This is a genomic window from Pseudomonas sp. Marseille-Q5299, assembly GCF_943737035.1.
Classification (GTDB): domain Bacteria; phylum Pseudomonadota; class Gammaproteobacteria; order Pseudomonadales; family Pseudomonadaceae; genus Aquipseudomonas; species Aquipseudomonas putida_E.
The window spans coordinates 292,361-308,894 of record NZ_CALSFR010000003.1 but is presented as its reverse complement, the minus strand read 5'-3'; the positions used below and the strand labels follow the sequence as shown (position 1 = coordinate 308,894).

The 16,534-nt window shown below is 64.6% G+C and carries 15 protein-coding genes; 7 read left to right on the top strand and 8 right to left on the bottom strand.

Annotated elements, in window-relative coordinates; genetic code table 11:
- Positions 1-63: 63 nt before the first annotated feature.
- The 7 genes from NGJ21_RS10080 to gshB all read right to left on the bottom strand — a co-directional run bounded on the left by NGJ21_RS10080 (position 64) and on the right by gshB (position 5,975).
- Positions 64-1,335, bottom strand: a complete 1,272-nt coding sequence (locus NGJ21_RS10080) for a dihydroorotase (protein WP_046785023.1) — start codon at positions 1,333-1,335, stop codon at positions 64-66.
- On the bottom strand, positions 1,332-2,336 hold the full coding sequence (locus NGJ21_RS10075; RefSeq protein ID WP_012312408.1) for an aspartate carbamoyltransferase catalytic subunit: 1,005 nt from the start codon (positions 2,334-2,336) through the stop codon (positions 1,332-1,334). The genes NGJ21_RS10080 and NGJ21_RS10075 overlap by 4 nt, the downstream gene beginning before the upstream one ends.
- Positions 2,337-2,349: 13 nt before the next feature.
- Positions 2,350-2,868 carry a bifunctional pyr operon transcriptional regulator/uracil phosphoribosyltransferase PyrR gene (pyrR, locus tag NGJ21_RS10070; protein ID WP_046785024.1) on the bottom strand — a complete coding sequence of 173 codons (519 nt, stop codon included), beginning with the start codon at positions 2,866-2,868 and terminating at the stop codon, positions 2,350-2,352.
- Between the two features lie 49 nt (positions 2,869-2,917).
- On the bottom strand, positions 2,918-3,343 hold the full coding sequence (ruvX, locus tag NGJ21_RS10065) for a Holliday junction resolvase RuvX (RefSeq protein ID WP_012312410.1): 426 nt from the start codon (positions 3,341-3,343) through the stop codon (positions 2,918-2,920).
- Positions 3,343-3,912 (bottom strand): YqgE/AlgH family protein, encoded by a 570-nt coding sequence (locus NGJ21_RS10060; RefSeq protein WP_251962069.1) that lies wholly within the window; start codon positions 3,910-3,912, stop codon positions 3,343-3,345. The genes ruvX and NGJ21_RS10060 overlap by 1 nt, the downstream gene beginning before the upstream one ends.
- A gap of 61 nt (positions 3,913-3,973) precedes the next feature.
- Complete coding sequence (locus NGJ21_RS10055; protein ID WP_251962068.1) at positions 3,974-4,876, bottom strand: energy transducer TonB; 903 nt, start codon at positions 4,874-4,876, stop codon at positions 3,974-3,976.
- Positions 4,877-5,021: 145 nt separating this feature from the next.
- The gene (gene gshB / locus NGJ21_RS10050; protein WP_039602037.1) at positions 5,022-5,975 is read right to left on the bottom strand and encodes a glutathione synthase; all 954 of its coding nucleotides are present in this window, start codon (positions 5,973-5,975) and stop codon (positions 5,022-5,024) included.
- Between the two features lie 241 nt (positions 5,976-6,216).
- Here gshB and NGJ21_RS10045 point away from each other — a divergent pair, with 241 nt between their 5' ends.
- Genes NGJ21_RS10045 through trhA form a run of 7 tightly spaced genes read left to right on the top strand, consistent with a single transcriptional unit; the run spans position 6,217 to position 15,676 of the window.
- Complete coding sequence (locus NGJ21_RS10045; RefSeq protein WP_039602038.1) at positions 6,217-6,618, top strand: response regulator; 402 nt, start codon at positions 6,217-6,219, stop codon at positions 6,616-6,618.
- A gap of 47 nt (positions 6,619-6,665) precedes the next feature.
- A complete protein-coding gene (pilH, locus tag NGJ21_RS10040) occupies positions 6,666-7,031 on the top strand; it encodes a twitching motility response regulator PilH (protein ID WP_012312415.1) in 366 nt (121 codons plus the stop codon).
- Positions 7,028-7,582, top strand: a complete 555-nt coding sequence (locus NGJ21_RS10035; RefSeq protein WP_046785027.1) for a chemotaxis protein CheW — start codon at positions 7,028-7,030, stop codon at positions 7,580-7,582. The genes pilH and NGJ21_RS10035 overlap by 4 nt, the downstream gene beginning before the upstream one ends.
- A gap of 47 nt (positions 7,583-7,629) precedes the next feature.
- Positions 7,630-9,654, top strand: a complete 2,025-nt coding sequence (locus NGJ21_RS10030; RefSeq protein WP_218176341.1) for a methyl-accepting chemotaxis protein — start codon at positions 7,630-7,632, stop codon at positions 9,652-9,654.
- Positions 9,655-9,663: 9 nt separating this feature from the next.
- Complete coding sequence (locus tag NGJ21_RS10025; protein WP_237859113.1) at positions 9,664-14,547, top strand: hybrid sensor histidine kinase/response regulator; 4,884 nt, start codon at positions 9,664-9,666, stop codon at positions 14,545-14,547.
- Positions 14,540-15,001, top strand: a complete 462-nt coding sequence (locus NGJ21_RS10020; protein WP_204919447.1) for a chemotaxis protein CheW — start codon at positions 14,540-14,542, stop codon at positions 14,999-15,001. The genes NGJ21_RS10025 and NGJ21_RS10020 overlap by 8 nt, the downstream gene beginning before the upstream one ends.
- Before the next feature lie 57 nt (positions 15,002-15,058).
- Positions 15,059-15,676 carry a PAQR family membrane homeostasis protein TrhA gene (gene trhA / locus NGJ21_RS10015; RefSeq protein WP_125923465.1) on the top strand — a complete coding sequence of 206 codons (618 nt, stop codon included), beginning with the start codon at positions 15,059-15,061 and terminating at the stop codon, positions 15,674-15,676.
- Here the strand turns inward: trhA and NGJ21_RS10010 are convergent.
- A complete protein-coding gene (locus NGJ21_RS10010) occupies positions 15,673-16,392 on the bottom strand; it encodes a 16S rRNA (uracil(1498)-N(3))-methyltransferase (RefSeq protein ID WP_046785030.1) in 720 nt (239 codons plus the stop codon). The genes trhA and NGJ21_RS10010 overlap by 4 nt on opposite strands.
- Positions 16,393-16,534 lie beyond the last annotated feature (142 nt).

Here is a 16,534-nt window from a genome sequence, read left to right as displayed (position 1 = left end):
CTGGGGTTGCTTCGCACCCCTTTCGCGACACAAGGCCGCTCCTACAACGAGCGGTGTGCTTACTCAGCCCTCGTGGCAGACGTGCCCGTCGACCACGGTGTAACGCACCGCGCCGGGCAGGCAGTGGCCGATGAACGGGCAGTTGTCGCCGCGCGAGTACCACTGCTCGCCGGCAACCGTCGAGGCCTTGGCATCGAACAGCACCAGGTCCGCCGAGCCACCGACCTTCAGTTCACCCGCCGGCAGGCGCATGGCGGCCGCCGGGCCGCTGGTCAGGCGGGCGAGCAGGGTCGGCAGGTCGAGCAGGCCGTCTTCCACCAGCGTCATGGCCAATGGCAGCAGCAGTTCGACGCTGCTGATACCGGGCTCGGTGGCACCGAACGGGGCCAGCTTGGCATCGCGTTCGTGCGGCTGGTGATGGCTGGAGATCGCCTGGATCACGCCCGATCTGACCGCTTCGCGCAGGCCATCGCGGTCGGCGGCGCTACGCAGTGGCGGCTGCACGTGGTAGAGGCTTGAGAACTCCCGCAGTGACTCGTCGGTGAGGATCAGCTGGTACAACGCCACATCGGCGGTCACTGGCAGGCCGAGTTGTTGGGCCTGGGCGATCAGCCGCGCGCCACGGGCGCTGGTGATCTGGGTGAAGTGCGCACGTACGCCGGCCTGCTCGACCAGCAGCAGGTTGCGCGCCAGGGCAACGGTCTCGGCGGTTTCCGGAATGCCGGGCAGGCCGAGGAAACTGGCCATCGCGCCTTCATGGGCCAGGCCGCCCTGGGCCAGGTCGCGGTCCTGGGAGTGGAAGACCACGGTCAGGTCGAAGGTGGCAGCGTATTCCAGGGCACGGGCCAGGGTACGGTTGTTGGGGATTTCTTTCAGGCCGTTGCCGAAGGCTACGCAACCGGTGTCACGCAGGGCGACCAGTTCGGCCAGTTGCTCGCCTTCCAGGCCCTTGGTCAGGGCGCCGATGGGGTAGACCTTGCTGTTGCCGGCTTCGCGGGCGCGGTCGAGGATCAGCTCGGCCACTGCCGAGGTATCGAGCACCGGCTTGGTCTGCGGTGGGCAGCACAGGCTGGTGACGCCTCCGGCCACGGCGGCGCGGGTTTCACTGGCAATGGTGCCCTTGCGGCTGTAACCCGGCTCGCGCAGCGATACACCGAGGTCGACCAGGCCGGGTGCGGCGATCAGGCCATCTGCCTGGATTGTACGGCTGGCGCTGAAGCCAGCCGGGGCCGCGCCGATGGCGGCAATGCGGCCACCGTCCAGGTGCAGGTCGGTGACGTGGTCCAGGCCACTCTTGGGGTCGATGACCCGGGCGCCAAGAATGCTGAGGGTCACTGGGCGTTCTCCTGGTCGAGTTGACGTTGCGTGTTCTGCCCGCTCATGGCCATGGACAGCACCGCCATGCGCACGGCGATGCCGTAGGTGACCTGGTTGAGGATCACCGAATGCTTACCGTCGGCCACCGCCGACTCGATCTCCACGCCGCGGTTGATCGGCCCCGGGTGCATGACGATGGCGTCCGGCTTGGCGCCAGCAAGGCGCGCGGTGGTCAGGCCGAACAGGCGGTAGAACTCACCCTCGCTGGGCAGCAGGCCGCCGGCCATGCGTTCACGCTGCAGGCGCAGCATGATCACCACATCGACGTCCTTCAGCCCTTCTGTGAGGTCGGTGTAGACCTTCACGCCGTACTGCTCGATACCAATCGGGATCAGGGTTTTCGGGCCGATCACGCGGATGTCCGGGCAGCCCAGCGCCTTGAGCGCGAGCATGTCGGAGCGGGCCACACGCGAGTGCAGGATATCGCCGACGATCGCCACGGACAGGTTCTCGAAGCTGCCTTTGTGGCGGCGGATGGTCAGCATGTCGAGCATGCCTTGGGTCGGGTGCGCATGGCGGCCGTCACCGCCGTTGATCACCGCGACATCCGGGCATACATGCTCGGCGATGAAGTGCGCGGCACCCGAGTCGGAGTGGCGCACGACGAACATGTCGGCGGCCATGGCTTCGAGGTTGCGCAGGGTGTCGAACAGGGTTTCGCCCTTGCTGGTCGAGGAGGTCGACACATTCAGGCTGATCACGTCGGCCGACAGGCGCTGGGCGGCCAGTTCGAAGGTGGTGCGGGTGCGGGTCGAGTTCTCGAAGAACACGTTGCACACGGTCTTGCCGCGCAGCAACGGGACTTTCTTGACGGCCCGTGCGCCGACTTCGAGGAACGAGTCGGCGGTGTCGAGGATCTCGGTGAGCAGTTCGCGGGGCAAACCGTCGAGCGAGAGAAAGTGGCGCAGCTGGCCCTGATCATTGAGCTGCAGCGGGCGCTTGGCGTCGATTGGCGTCATCGCGAGTGGACTCTTAAAGGGCGGAAGCGGTGGCGAGGTCCTGGCGCTCGAGTGCGAGCGGTGCGGGGCCGGTCAATTTTACCCGTTCATGGGCCGCCAGCGACAGGGTGGCACCCAGCACGTTGGGGCGGATCGGCAGTTCGCCGGCGTCCAGGTCAAGCAGGCAGACCAGGGTCACGCTGGCCGGGCGGCCGTAATCGAACAGTTCGTTGAGCGCGGCGCGAATGGTGCGACCGCTCATCAGCACGTCGTCGATCAGGACCAGGTGCTGGCCTTCGACCTCGAACGGCAGCTCTGACGGACGCACTTGAGGGTGCAGGCCGTTCTGGCTGAAATCGTCGCGGTAGAACGACACGTCCAGGGTGCCCAGCGGGCTGGCATCGGCCAGTTCCTGCTGCAGGGCCTGGGCTACCCAGACACCGCCGGTGCGGATGCCGATGTAACGCGGCTCGGTGATGCCGCGGCGGGCGAGATGGGCGCGAAGGTCGACAGCCATCTGCCGGATCAGATCGGCGGGATTGGGTAGGCTCATTGCGTGTCTCCTGGAGGGCGCCGGGTTGGCCCGACGGCAAAGCGGAAAATTAGGTATTGGCCTCCAGCCAGCCTTGCAGCAGCAGGGCCGCGGCGATGGCATCGACCGGGTTGTCACGGTAACTGCCGCGCTGGCCGCCGCGGGCCATGCGCTCGCCCTTGGCCTCGAAAGTGGTCAGGCGTTCGTCGTGGGTGTGCACCGGCAGGTTGAAACGGCCGTTGAGGCGGCGGGCGAACTTTTCGGCGCGGGCGCTCATTTCGCTTGGCGTGCCGTCCATGTTCAATGGCAGGCCGACAACGATGGCATCGGGCTTCCACTCATTGATCAGTTTTTCCACCTGGGCCCAGTCCGGCACGCCATTCTGCGCTTTGAGCGTGCACAGTTCACGTGCCTGGCCGGTCACTACCTGGCCGACGGCCACACCGATCTGTTTGCTGCCGTAGTCGAAGCCCAGCAGCAGGCGCAGCTCGGCCATCAGGCGTGGCCCGCCTGGCTGGTCAGCAGGCTGAGGTTGATGCCCAGGCTGGCGGCTGCGGCCCCCAGGCGCTGTTCACTGGCCAGGCCAAAAATGATGTCCGCATCGAACGGGCAGTTCAGCCAGGCGTTATCGGCGAGTTCCGCCTCCAGTTGCCCAGCTTCCCAGCCGGCATAGCCCAGGGTGATCAGGCTCTTTTGTGGCCCGACACCTTCGGCGATGGCGTACAGCACATCCTGCGAGGTGGACAGCGACAGGCCTTGCAGCTCGACAGTGGCCTGGTAGCTGCATTCGCTGCTGTGCAGTACGAAGCCGCGGTCGGTCTGCACCGGGCCGCCCTGGTAGATCGGTACCTGCAGGGTGCTGGCCGGCGGTTCCTCGTCCGGGCGCAACTGCTCGAGAATGTCCGCCAGGTTCAGCTCCTGAGGTCGATTGACCACCAGGCCCATGGCGCCATTGGCGTTGTGCTCGACGATGTACGTGAGGGTCTGGGCAAAGTTCGGATCGGCCATGTGCGGCATGGCGATCAGGAACTGATGCTTTAGGTAGCTCGGGGCGAGGTTTTTCATGGGGGATAGTGTGGCGCCAGGTGGCGAGGCTGACAAGGCATTCGAGCTTGCAGCTTGCAGCTCAGTTACTGGAAAGCCGATCCCCACGGGCAAACCGCCAGGTACGGATGATTTCCAGTCGGTCGTATTCCGCCAAGTCTCCGGTAAACGGCGCAAACGGCGCCGCCAGCCGCACGATGCGCTGGGCTGCCTGGTCCAGCACCGCCTGCCCGGACGACTCCAGTACCAGCACTTCATACAGCGATCCATCACGGTTGATGGACACCATCATCCGCAGGTTGCCGTAGATCTGCTGGCGGCGTGCTTCGTCGGGATAATTGAGGTTGCCCACCCGCTCGACCTTCTTGCGCCACTCCTCCTTGTACCATGCGCCCTTGTCGCGCATGGTCGAGGCAGCGTTCAGGCGGTGAATGCGCGGGCGCTTGGCGTACATCTGCTGTTCGTTGGACAGCTCGGCCTCGAGGCTGGCGATCTGGCTCGACAGCTGCGAGCTGTCGAAATCTGGCGTTGCTGCCGGTTTGGGCTGCGGCTTGCTTTCCTTCGGCTTGGGCTCGACCTTCTGCGCCTTGGGCGCCTGGGTGGCCACGGCGGATTTTTGCGGTGCAGGCGGCGGTTTCACCTCAGGCTTTGCCGCCGGCGGCGGGGTGACCTTGTTGATCTTGCTGTCCTGGAACGGCGCGATCTCGGTAGTGGTGGGTACCGCCTTCTTCTCCAGGGTGCCGCTGCCTTGCTGGTTGGCCTGGGCCTGGAAATCGGCCTTCTCGGGCGGCTTCTCGCTTTTGAAGGTGGCCAGGGTGATGTCCATGGTCTTGCGGATTTCAGCCGGCTTGACCACGGTAAAGCCCACGCCGAGGATCAGCGCCAAGTGCACCAGGGCAGCCAGGAACAGGGTAAAACCAAGCCGGTCCACCGGGCGAACGCGGGGTGGAAGCAGGTCGGCGGGGATGTCGGCGGGCAGCGTCATCAGGTATCCACAGTCAGCTACAAGCTACAAGCCGCAAGCTGCAAGTAAGGGCAGGTCGGTGCAGGCCGGCTTTTTTGCGGCTTGCAGCTTGAAGCTTGCGGCTGCGCATCATACCCCACTCTGCGCTTTTGCTCCGCGTCGGCGGTCAGCGCGCCTTCAACTGGCGATCAATGGCATCCATCAGCTTGCCACCGATATCGGTGTTGTAGGCCGCGTCGATCTCGCGGATGCAGGTCGGGCTGGTGACGTTGATCTCGGTGAGGTAGTCGCCGATCACGTCAAGGCCGACGAACAGCAGGCCTTTTGCACGCAGGGTCGGGCCGACCTGGGCAGCAATCCAGCGGTCACGCTCGCTCAGCGGGCGTGCTTCGCCACGCCCGCCTGCGGCCAGGTTGCCGCGTGTCTCACCGCTGGCCGGGATGCGCGCCAGGCAGTAGTCGACCGGTTCGCCGTCGATCATCAGGATCCGCTTGTCGCCGTCCTTGATGGCCGGCAGGTAGGCCTGGGCCATGATTTGCTGGGCGCCGAGTGCGGTCAGGGTTTCGAGAATGACCGACAGGTTGGGGTCACCAGCCCGGTGGCGGAAGATCGAGGTGCCGCCCATGCCGTCCAGGGGCTTGAGGATCACGTCGCCATGCTGGGCGGCGAAGGCGCGAATGATGTCCGGGCGGCGGCTGACCAGGGTAGGCGGCGTGCATTGCGGGAACAGGGTGGCGAACAGTTTTTCGTTACAGTCGCGCAGGCTCTGTGGGCGGTTGACCACCAGCACGCCTTCGGCTTCGGCCTGCTCCAGCAGGTAGGTGCTGTAGACGAACTCCATGTCGAACGGCGGGTCCTTGCGCATCAGGATCACGTCCAGTTCGGCCAGCGGGCTGTCCTGCTCTTCGCCCAGCTCGAACCAGCGCGCCGGGTCGGCGAACACATTGAGTGGGCGCATCCGCGCGCGGGCCTTGCCTTCGGCCTGGTACAGGTCGCGCTGTTCCATGTAGAACAGGCTCCAGCCACGGGCCTGGGCGGCCAGCAGCATGGCCAGCGAGCTGTCCTTCTTGTAGGAGATGGACGCGATGGGGTCCATGACAATGCCGAGGCGAACGCTCATGGGGGTGGTTCCTCTTGGCGGCGGGTAGCCGCGACGAATCGAAAGAAAAGTGGCTCAGGGTGGCGCCGCGAACGCCGCGGGTCAAGGGGCGCGGTAGATGGAATGGCCACCCGGAGTGTGCTAAAAATGAGCTGCAAGCCTTAAGCTACAAGCCTCAAGAAAAGCCAGCCATGTGCCAGTCCGCCTTTTCTTGCAGTTTGACGCTTGCATCTTGCAGCTCAATTTTTTCTGGTAGGCATCTATGGAACAACCCCTGAAGGTGATGGTGATCGACGATTCACGCACGATCCGCCGCACTGCGCAGATGTTGCTCGGTGAAGCAGGCTGCGAGGTGATCACCGCCAGCGACGGTTTCGATGCCCTGGCCAAGATCGTTGACCACCAGCCACAGATCATCTTCGTCGACGTGCTCATGCCGCGCCTGGATGGCTACCAGACCTGCGCCGTGATCAAGCACAACAGCGCCTTCAAGGACATCCCGGTCATCCTGCTGTCGTCGCGCGACGGCCTGTTCGACAAGGCGCGCGGGCGGGTGGTCGGCTCCGATCAGTTCCTGACCAAACCATTCAGCAAGGAAGAACTGCTCGACGCGATCAGGGCCCACGTGCCCGGGTTCGCCGCGCACGAACAACACGCACCCTGACCACGCCCGAGGTGGCGTGGTTTTTATTTTCCTGATGGGGAAACAGCATGGCCCGAGTTCTGATTGTCGACGATTCGCCGACAGAGATGTACAGATTGACCGAATGGCTCGAAAAGCATGGTCACCAAGTGCTCAAGGCCAACAACGGCGCTGACGCTGTGGCCCTGGCCCGCCAGGAAAAGCCCGACGCGGTGCTGATGGACATCGTCATGCCCGGCATGAATGGCTTCCAGGCCACCCGGCAATTGAGCAAGGACCCGGAAACCAGCGCAATTCCTGTGCTCATCGTTACCACCAAGGACCAGGAAACCGACCGTATCTGGGCGCAGCGCCAGGGTGCGCGCGGCTTCGTCACCAAGCCGGTGGAAGAACACGCCCTGATCGCCAAGCTCAACGAAGTGCTGGGCGCTTGACCACCCGCCCCCAAGGCGCGTCGCTGACCGCCTTCGAGCTGTTGCTGGACATCGACCGGCGGTGCCGACTGCTGGTTGCCGACCAGCCGCCGCAGGACACGCGCCTGCAGCAATGGAGCGGTATCGGCTTTCGCGTTGCCGGGCAGTGGTTCGTCGCGCCGATGGGCGAGGTGGCCGAAGTGTCGCGCGAGCCACGCAGCAGTCGGGTGCCGGGCGTACAGCCTTGGGTTTGCGGGGTAGCCAACCTGCGCGGCAGGTTGTTGCCGGTGATGGACCTGAGCAGCTTTTTCGGCCTCGGTCCCGCGGCAACGGGCAAGCAGCGGCGCGTGCTGGTGCTGGACCATGAGGACCTGTTCGTCGGCCTGCTGGTGGACGAAGTGCTCGGCCTGCAGCATTTTGCCCTGGATACCCTGGAACTTGCGCCGCCACAGCCGCTGATCCGCGCCGCTGCACGGTTCGTTCAGGGGCATTTCCCGCGTGAGCGCAACTGGGCCATCTTCAGCCCCTTCGCCCTGGCCCAGGCGCCGGGCTTTCTCGACGTGGCGCTATAGGACTTTCGAACGTGAACAAGCCGGCCACCAATGTCGCCCCTACCAGCATGACCCCGCGCACGCGCAGCATCGCTCAGATCACTGTGCTGTTCGTGGTGCTGATCCTGTCGATCATCCTGCTGTTCGCCAATTTTGCGTACCTCAACACCCAGTCCAATCACGACAAACAGTACATCGGCCATGCCGGCGAGCTGCGCGTGCTGTCGCAGCGCATCGCCAAGAATGCCACCGAGGCTGCAACCGGCAAGGCGTTGGCTTTCAAGCTGCTTTCGGATGCGCGCAACGATTTCGAGCAGCGCTGGAGCTACCTGCGCGAAGGTGACAAGTCCACTGGCCTGCCAGCGGCGCCCGCCGCCGTGAAGGATGAAATGGAAGCGGTGCGCCAGGACTGGGAAAACCTGCGCAAGGACACCGATATCATCCTGGCCAGCGAGCAGACCGTGCTATCGCTGCATCAGGTGGCGGCGACCTTGGCCGAAACCGTACCGCAGCTACAGGTCGAGTACGAGAAGGTTGTGGAGGTCTTGCTGCAGAGTGGGGCTCCGGCCAGCCAGGTGGTGGTGGCCCAGCGCCAGTTGCTGCTCGCAGAACGCATTCTGGGGTCGGTCAACACGGTGCTGGCTGGCGACGACGCAGCCGCCCAGGCCGCCGATGCCTTCGGCCGCGATGCCAGCCGGTTTGGTCAGGTGCTCGAAGGCATGCTGGCGGGCAACCCGGCGATTCAGGTGACACGCGTCGAGGATGCCGACGCACGTGCGCGCCTGGCCGAAATCGCCGAACTGTTCCAGTTCGTCGCCGGTTCAGTCGATGAAATCCTCGAAACCTCGCCCGAGCTGTTCCGCGTTCGCGAAGCGGCCGGGAACATTTTCAGCCTCTCGCAAACATTGCTCGACGAAGCCTCGCACCTTGCCAACGGCTTCGAGAACCTGGCAGCCGGGCGTACCCTCGATACTGTGGGCGGGTATGTTCTGGGGCTGCTGGCGCTGGCCTCGATCATCCTGATCGGCCTGGTGATGGTGCGGGCAACCCATCGTCAACTGCAGGAAACCGCCGAGAAGAATGAGCGCAATCAGCAGGCGATCATGCGCCTGCTCGATGAGATCGAGGAGCTCGCCGACGGTGACCTGACCGTGACCGTGTCGGTGACCGAGGACTTCACCGGTGCCATCGCCGACTCGATCAACTATTCCGTCGACCAATTGCGCGACCTGGTGGCCACCATCAACCACAGCGCCGAGCAAGTGGCTGCCGCAGTGCAGGACACGCAAAACACTGCCCGCCAGCTGGCCAAAGCTTCAGAGCACCAGGCCGAACAGATCAGCGAGGCTTCCGAGGCGGTGGGTGACATGGTCGAATCGATCGACCGGGTTTCCGCGCATGCCTACGAATCGGCCAAGGTGGCCGAGCGTTCGGTGGCGATCGCCAACAAGGGCAACGAGGTGGTGCATAACACCATCAACGGCATGGACAACATCCGTGAGCAGATTCAGGACACCGCCAAGCGGATCAAGCGTCTGGGTGAGTCTTCCCAGGAAATCGGCGACATCGTCAGCCTGATCGACGACATTGCCGATCAGACCAACATTCTCGCATTGAATGCCGCCATCCAGGCCTCGCTGGCGGGAGAGGCCGGCCGAGGGTTTGCCGTGGTGGCCGATGAAGTCCAGCGCCTGGCTGAGCGTTCGTCTTCGGCGACGCGGCAGATCGAGGCACTGGTACGCACCATTCAGGCCGATACCAACGAGGCAGTGATATCCATGGAACAGACCACCGCCGAGGTGGTGCGCGGTGCACGCCTGGCGCAGGATGCCGGGGTGGCGCTGGCCGAAATCGAAGGGGTGTCGCAGAACCTCGCCGAACTTATCCACAGCATCTCCGACGCCGCCCAGTTGCAGACCTCTTCGGCAGGGCAGATCTCCCACACCATGTCGGTAATACAGCAGATTACCGCGCAGACCTCCGCTGGCTCCGGCGCAACCGCCGACAGTATCCGCCACCTGGCGCGAATGGCCAGCGAGATGCGCCGCTCCGTGTCCGGTTTCACCCTGCCTGCACCTGCCGAGCGGCGCTGAGGAGTCATGATGGCTGCAGCAGTAAGCCCCGAGCGCCACGATACCGTCGCCCTGGCCTGGACCAAGGCGGCCATCCTCGATTGCCTGGGCCAGGCACGCCAGGCCCTTGAGCGCTTTGCCGGGGAGACGGACGATTTGTCCATGCTGGCGTTCGTGGTGGATAACCTGCACCAGGTTCACGGCTGCCTGCGCATGCTCGAACTGCGCGGTGCCACGCGCCTGGCCGAAGAGCTGGAGTTGCTGGCCAGGGCCTTGGCCGAGGGCCAGGTCAGCCCCCGCGGCGACTGCCTGGGCCCGCTGTTCCGCGGCCTTGAGCAACTGCCCTCGTACCTGGAGCGGCTGCGCGGAGCGCGGCATGACTTGCCGTTGGTCATGCTGCCGCTGCTTAACCAGTTGCGGGCTTGCAGGGGGGTAGAGCCCTTGGCTCAAGGCAGCCTGGTCAGTGGTGCGGCGCAGCGCTTTGCAGGCTCGGACGACCTGGCCAATCTAGACCTGTCGCTGGGCAATTGGCGTGAGCAGGTTCAGGCAGGGCCTGGGCGTGACGCCCTGCGTTCGGTGATCAGCGCATTGTGCGACGACCTGATGCGTATCAAGGAGCGTCTGGACCAGTTCGTGCGCGGGGATCGTCAGCACAGCGAACAGCTGGACGCCCTGTTGGCCCCCTTGCGTCATGTAGCCGATACCCTTGCGGTCCTGGGCTTTCAGCAGCCTCGGCGGGTCATCATCGATCAGGTACTGGCCCTGCAGGCGTTGGCCCAGGGTGAACGCGTGGCGGATGACGCCGCACTCATGGATGTGGCGGGCGCCTTGTTGTATGTGGAGGCGAGCCTCAATGGCATGGTCGGCCCGCTGGAGCAGGGCGGGCAGGGCGGCTTGCCCGGCTCGGACCTGGCCGAGATTCGCCAACTGGTGTTGAACGAGTCGCTGAACGTGTTGCAGCAGGCCAAAGACCTGATCGGAGATTGCCTGGAGTCCGGTTGGCCGCGTCAGCGCCTGCAACCACTGCCGGGGTTGCTGCAGCAAGTGCGAGGGGCGTTGGCGATGCTGATGCTGCCGGCAGCTGCCGAAGTCTTGGCCGGTTGTGCAGGTTACGTGCACGGCTGGTTGCAGCACCTGGACGTCGAGCCGCCGCCGGAGGAGCTTGACCACCTGGCCGATGCCCTCAGCGCCAGTGAGTGTTACCTGCAATGGCGGGTGGCCGACCCTCTTGCCGATGCCCAACCTTTCCTCGACAGGGCGCGCGCCAGCCTGGCGGCGCTCGGTGTGCGATGCTCGCTTGGCGTCATTGCCCAGGACGGCAGTACCGACGGGGTTGATGACGAGTTGCGCGAGGTTTTCCTTGAAGAGGCCGGCGAGCTGCTGCCACAGATCGAGCGGCACTGGTTGCGCTGGCGCGCTGATAACAGCCTGCGGGATGCCTTGCTGGAGGTGCGCCGGGACTTGCATACGCTCAAAGGCAGTGGCCGGATGGTCCATGCCCAGGCGGTTGCCGAATTGGCCTGGGGCGGTGAGCACCTGCTCAACCGGGTTCTGGAAGGGCGTATGGCGCTGGCCCCGGAGGGTGTGGTGGCCCTGCAGCAGGTCGTGGTTCATTTGCCCGACCTGCTGGCTGACTTTGCCGCCGGCCAGATGCCACAGGTGACCGAGATCGAGCAGCTGGCGAGCCATCTGCATGCGCTGGCGGAAAACGATTCGCCGGCAGGTGCCGAAATCGATGGCCTCGATCCGCTGTTGCTGGACATATTCCGCAATGAAGCGCAGGGCCATCTGGCCAGCCTGGAGGCATTTCTGCAGGGCGCCGGGGGCCATGACACCGATGTCAGCGACACCCTGCAACGCGCCTTGCATACCCTCAAGGGTAGCGCTGCGATGGCCGGCGTTTTGCCGATCGCCGAGCTGGCCACCGCGTTCGACCGGCTGGTACGCGAATACCGGGGCCACCACTTGCCTTTGCAAATGGCCGAGCTGGAATGGCTGGAAGCGGCGCGCGCACTGTTGCACCTGGGCCTCGCGCAATTGGGCAGCAGCCCGCTGGCTCCCATTCCGGGCGCGGCGCAGTTGATCGAGCAGGTCGGTGAGGCCGTGGACATGCGCTTGGCCAGCTTGCATGAGGAGCCGCAGCATGGGCGCCGGGGCAAGCGTGATCCACAGGTGATCGCCAGCTTCCTCGCCCAGTCGATGGACATTCTGCTGGATGCCGAGGCCCTGTTGTCGCGCTGGCAGGAGCAGCCTGGGCAACGCCAGTCGCTGGACAGCTTGCTCGATGAGCTGACCACCCTCTGTCACGGTGCGCACCTGGCCGACCTGAGGCAGATGGACGATGTCTGCGAAGCGTTGCTGGACCTGTATGGCGCGGTGGAAGAGGGCAGCCTTGCTGCTGATGAACGCTTCTTCGCCCAGGCACGGCAAGCCCATGGGGTACTTCTCGACATGCTCGACGAGATCGCTGCCGGCCAGGAACCGTCCGCCCGCCCAGCCTGCATCGACGGCTTGCGTGGCTTGCTGGACGACGCACTGGCACCCGATGCTACCGGCCTGGTGGCACCCGGGTCGGTCACGCGCCTTGATGGTCCCCCGGCGTTGGCCGAAGAGGCCGAAAACCCGGGCGACAAGGAGCTGCTTGAAGTCTTCCTCGAAGAAAGCTCTGACATTGTTGAAAGTGCCGCCGCCGCGCTTGCGCGTTGGCAGGCCGACCCGCGCAACAGCGCCGAGGTGGACAACCTGCTGCGTGATTTGCACACGCTCAAGGGCGGGGCGCGCATGGTGGAAATCGCCGCCATCGGCGACCTGGCCCACGAACTGGAGTTCTTGTACGAACTGCTGGCTGCCGGGCGCTTGCCGCCTGGTGCCCCGTTGTTCGCTCTGTTGCAGAACTGCCATGACCGCCTGGCGCACATGCTTGACGCTGTGCGCCTGGGGCAGCCGCTGCATGCGGCTACCGCGTTGATCGACTACATCCGCAACTTCAGCAGCGCCGCCCTGACCGACAGCGCTGCCGGGCAGGCCCCGGCCGGGGCTGCACCTGCCGACGCACCTGCCGCTACGCCGGAGCGGGCCCCCGGTGACCTGGTCAAGGTGGACGCCGAACTGCTCGATGACCTGGGCAACCTGGCGGGTGAGCACTCGGTCATCCGTGGGCGTATCGAGCAACAGGTCAATGACGCCCAGTTCGCCTTGAGCGAGATGGAAACCACCCTGGAGCGCATGCGCGACCAGTTGCTGCGCCTGGATATGGAAACCCAAGGGCGAATCAGCAGCCGTCAGCCGTTCGAAGGTGACGCCTACGAGGACTTCGACCCGCTGGAAATGGACCGCCATTCCCAGTTGCAGCAATTGTCACGGGCGTTGTTCGAATCGGCTTCTGACCTGCTTGACCTGAAAGAGACGTTGGCCCAGCGCGCGCAGGAGGCGCAGGCCCTGCTGCAGCAGCAGGCGAGGGTGAACAGCCAGTTGCAGGAAGGCCTCACCGCTACGTTGATGGTGCCGTTCGAGCGCCTGGTGCCGCGCCTGCAGAGGGTGGTGCGCCAAGTGGCCAGCGAGTTGGGCAAGCAGGTCGAACTGGTGGTCGGCAATGCCGAAGGTGAGCTTGATCGCAGTGTGCTCGAACGTATGGTTGCACCTTTGGAGCACATGCTGCGCAATGCTGTCGATCATGGCCTTGAAACCCGTGAAGCGCGCTTGGCTGCCGGCAAGCCTGAGCTGGGCACCATCCAGCTGAATTTGCTCCATGAGGGGGCCGATATCGTCATCGAGATGACCGACGACGGTGCCGGCGTGCCGCTGGAGGCTGTGCGGCGCAAGGCGATCAAGCGTGGCCTGCTGGACCCCCAGGCACACCTGAGCGACCACGAGATACTGCAGTTCATCTTGCGCCCGGGGTTTTCCACAGCAGAGAAGATCACCCAGATTTCCGGGCGTGGGCTGGGCATGGACGTGGTGCACGAAGAGGTCAAGCAACTGGGCGGCTCGATGAGTATCGAGTCGGCGCAGGGCAAAGGTGCGCGCTTTCTGATTCGCCTGCCGTTCACCGTGTCGATCAACCGTGCGGTGATGGTCCACCTGGGTGAGGAGCAATATGCCATCCCGCTCAACACCATCGAAGGTATCGTGCGCGTGCCGCCGGCCGAGCTGGCTCTCTGTTACCAGCGGGATGTGCCGCGCTATGGCTATGCTGGCCATGAATACGATTTGCGCTACCTGGGCGAGCTGCTGCAAGGCCTGCCACGGCCAAGCCTTCTGGGCCAGAGCGTGCCATTGCCGGTGTTGCTGGTGCATTCGCAGGAACAGTCGTTCGCCATTCAGGTCGATAGCCTGTCGCCGAGCCGCGAGATTGTGGTGAAGAGCCTTGGCCCGCAGTTCGCCGCCGTGCCTGGGTTGTCCGGCGCGACCCTGCTCGGTGATGGTCGGGTGGTACTGATTCTTGATCTGCTTGGCCAGTTGCGCGGCCAACAGCGTCGCCTGGCGCGGCTGCCGGGGGGGAGCGGGGTGCAGCGCACGCTGTTCGGCCCGGCGCCGCGCCGGGCGTCGCTGGTGATGGTGGTGGACGATTCGGTGACCGTGCGCAAGGTCACCAGCCGCCTGCTGGAGCGCCATGGCATGAGCGTGCTGACGGCCAAGGACGGTGTCGATGCCATGGCGTTGCTGGAGGAGCACCGCCCGGATGTGTTGCTGCTGGACATCGAAATGCCGCGCATGGATGGCTTTGAAGTGGCCACCCGCATTCGTCGCGACGAGCGCCTCAAAGACCTGCCGATCATCATGATCACCTCGCGCACCGGGCAGAAACACCGCGACCGGGCCATGGCCATCGGCGTCAACGACTACCTGGGCAAGCCGTATCAGGAGTCGGTGCTGCTGCAGAGTATCGCCCATTGGAGCCAAACCCATGCTTGAGTTGATCGCAGGCCAGCGCAGCAGCCTGACCGGCCTGCTGTTGCCCTTGGGCGACCGAACCCTGGTGTTGCCCAATGTGGCGGTGGCCGAGCTGATCGGCCAGCGCAACCTGGTGTGCCAGCGTGCCGAGCCGGCCTGGCACCTGGGGTGGATCGATTGGCGCCAGCAGCACCTGCCGCTGATCGGCTTCGAGGCAGCGTGCGGTGATGAAACTCCGTGCGGCGAGCGGGCGCGTATCGTGGTGCTGAACGCTTTGGGCGATACCGGGCTGCGATATCTGGCGGTGTTGCTGCAGGACATTCCACGCTCGTGCAAGCTCGACAGCCAGCTCAATTATGTGGATGTGGCGCTGGGTAGCCTGGAATTGGCGGCTGTGCAGGTGGGCGAGCAGGTGGCACGGGTGCCAGACTTGGTTGGGCTGGAAAGGCTGGTGCGTGACGCGCAGTTGCAATGACTGAAGTTGTAAGCTTGCAGCTTGAACCTTGCAGGTGCTTGGGAGGTCTGTGTTTGCATGTATCACGGTGAACGCTTCAACGCTTGGACCCATCTGGTCGGTGCCGTTCTGGCCTGCATCGGCGCCATCTGGCTGATCGTCGCTGCAGGCCTGCAGGGCGACCCCTGGAAGATCGTCAGCTTCTCCATCTACGGCGGCACGCTGTTGCTGCTCTACAGCATCTCGACCCTCTACCACAGCACCCGCGGCCGGGCGAAGGTGATCATGCGCAAGCTCGATCACCTGTCCATCTACCTGCTGATCGCCGGCAGCTACACACCCTTCTGCCTGGTGAGCCTGCGCGGGCCTTGGGGCTGGAGCCTGTTCGGGGTGGTCTGGGGGCTGGCGGTGATCGGCATGCTGCAGGAAATCAAGCCACGCTCGGAGGCGCGGGTCCTATCGATCATCATCTATGCGGTGATGGGGTGGATCGTGCTGGTGGCGGTCAAGCCGCTGTTGCAAAGCCTGGGCACCGCCGGCTTTGCCTGGTTGGCGGCGGGCGGTGTGTTTTACACCGTGGGCATCATTTTCTTCGCATTTGACAGCCGATTCCGCCACTGGCACGGCATCTGGCACCTGTTCGTCATCGCTGGCAGCCTGATGCACTTCGTGGCGGTATCGCTCTACGTGCGTTAAAAATCGCCCCACAGCTGTTGCGCCACCGAAAGGGCCACCACCGGCGCTGTTTCAGTGCGCAACACGCGTGGGCCAAGACGGGCAGCTTGGAAGCCTGCCCCCTTGGCCTGTTCGACTTCGGCATCGCTCAAACCACCCTCGGGGCCAATCAGGAACGCCAGGCGTGCCGGTTTGTCATGACTGGTCAGCGGCTCTGCAACAGGGTGCAAGACCAGTTTCAGGTCAGCATCGCTGCCCTTGATCCAGTCGGCCAAGGTCACCGGTGGGTGGATGATCGGCAGCGTCGAGCGGCCGCATTGCTCGCAGGCGCTGATCGCGACCTGGCGCCAGTGGGCGAGGCGCTTGTCGGCGCGCTCGTCTTTGAGGCGCACTTCGCAGCGTTCGCTGACGATCGGGGTGATTTCATTGGCGCCCAGTTCGGTGGCCTTCTGGATGGCCCAGTCCATGCGCTCGCCGCGGGAAAGGCCTTGGCCTAGATGAATGTGCAATGGCGACTCGGCCTGGCCGGCAACGGCCTGGTCGAGGCTGACGCGCACGGTCTTCTTGCCCACTTCGAGCAATTGGCCCAGGTATTCCTGGCCGCTGCCGTCGAACAGTTGCACGGCAGCGCCGGGGGCCATGCGCAGTACGCGGCCGATATAGTGGGCCTGGGCTTCGGGCAGGTCGTGCTCGCCGAGGCTCAGGGGGGCGTCGATGAAGAAGCGGGACAGTCTCATGGTTCTGCTCAGGAAGAAGGTTGGACATCGTCCTTGTAGGCGCGGCCTTGTGTCACCAAAGGGCCGCACAGTAGCTCCGGTCATTTGGCGGCGCTGCTGATCCTTGGGGCTGCTGTGCAGCCCGTTCGCGACACGAGGCCGC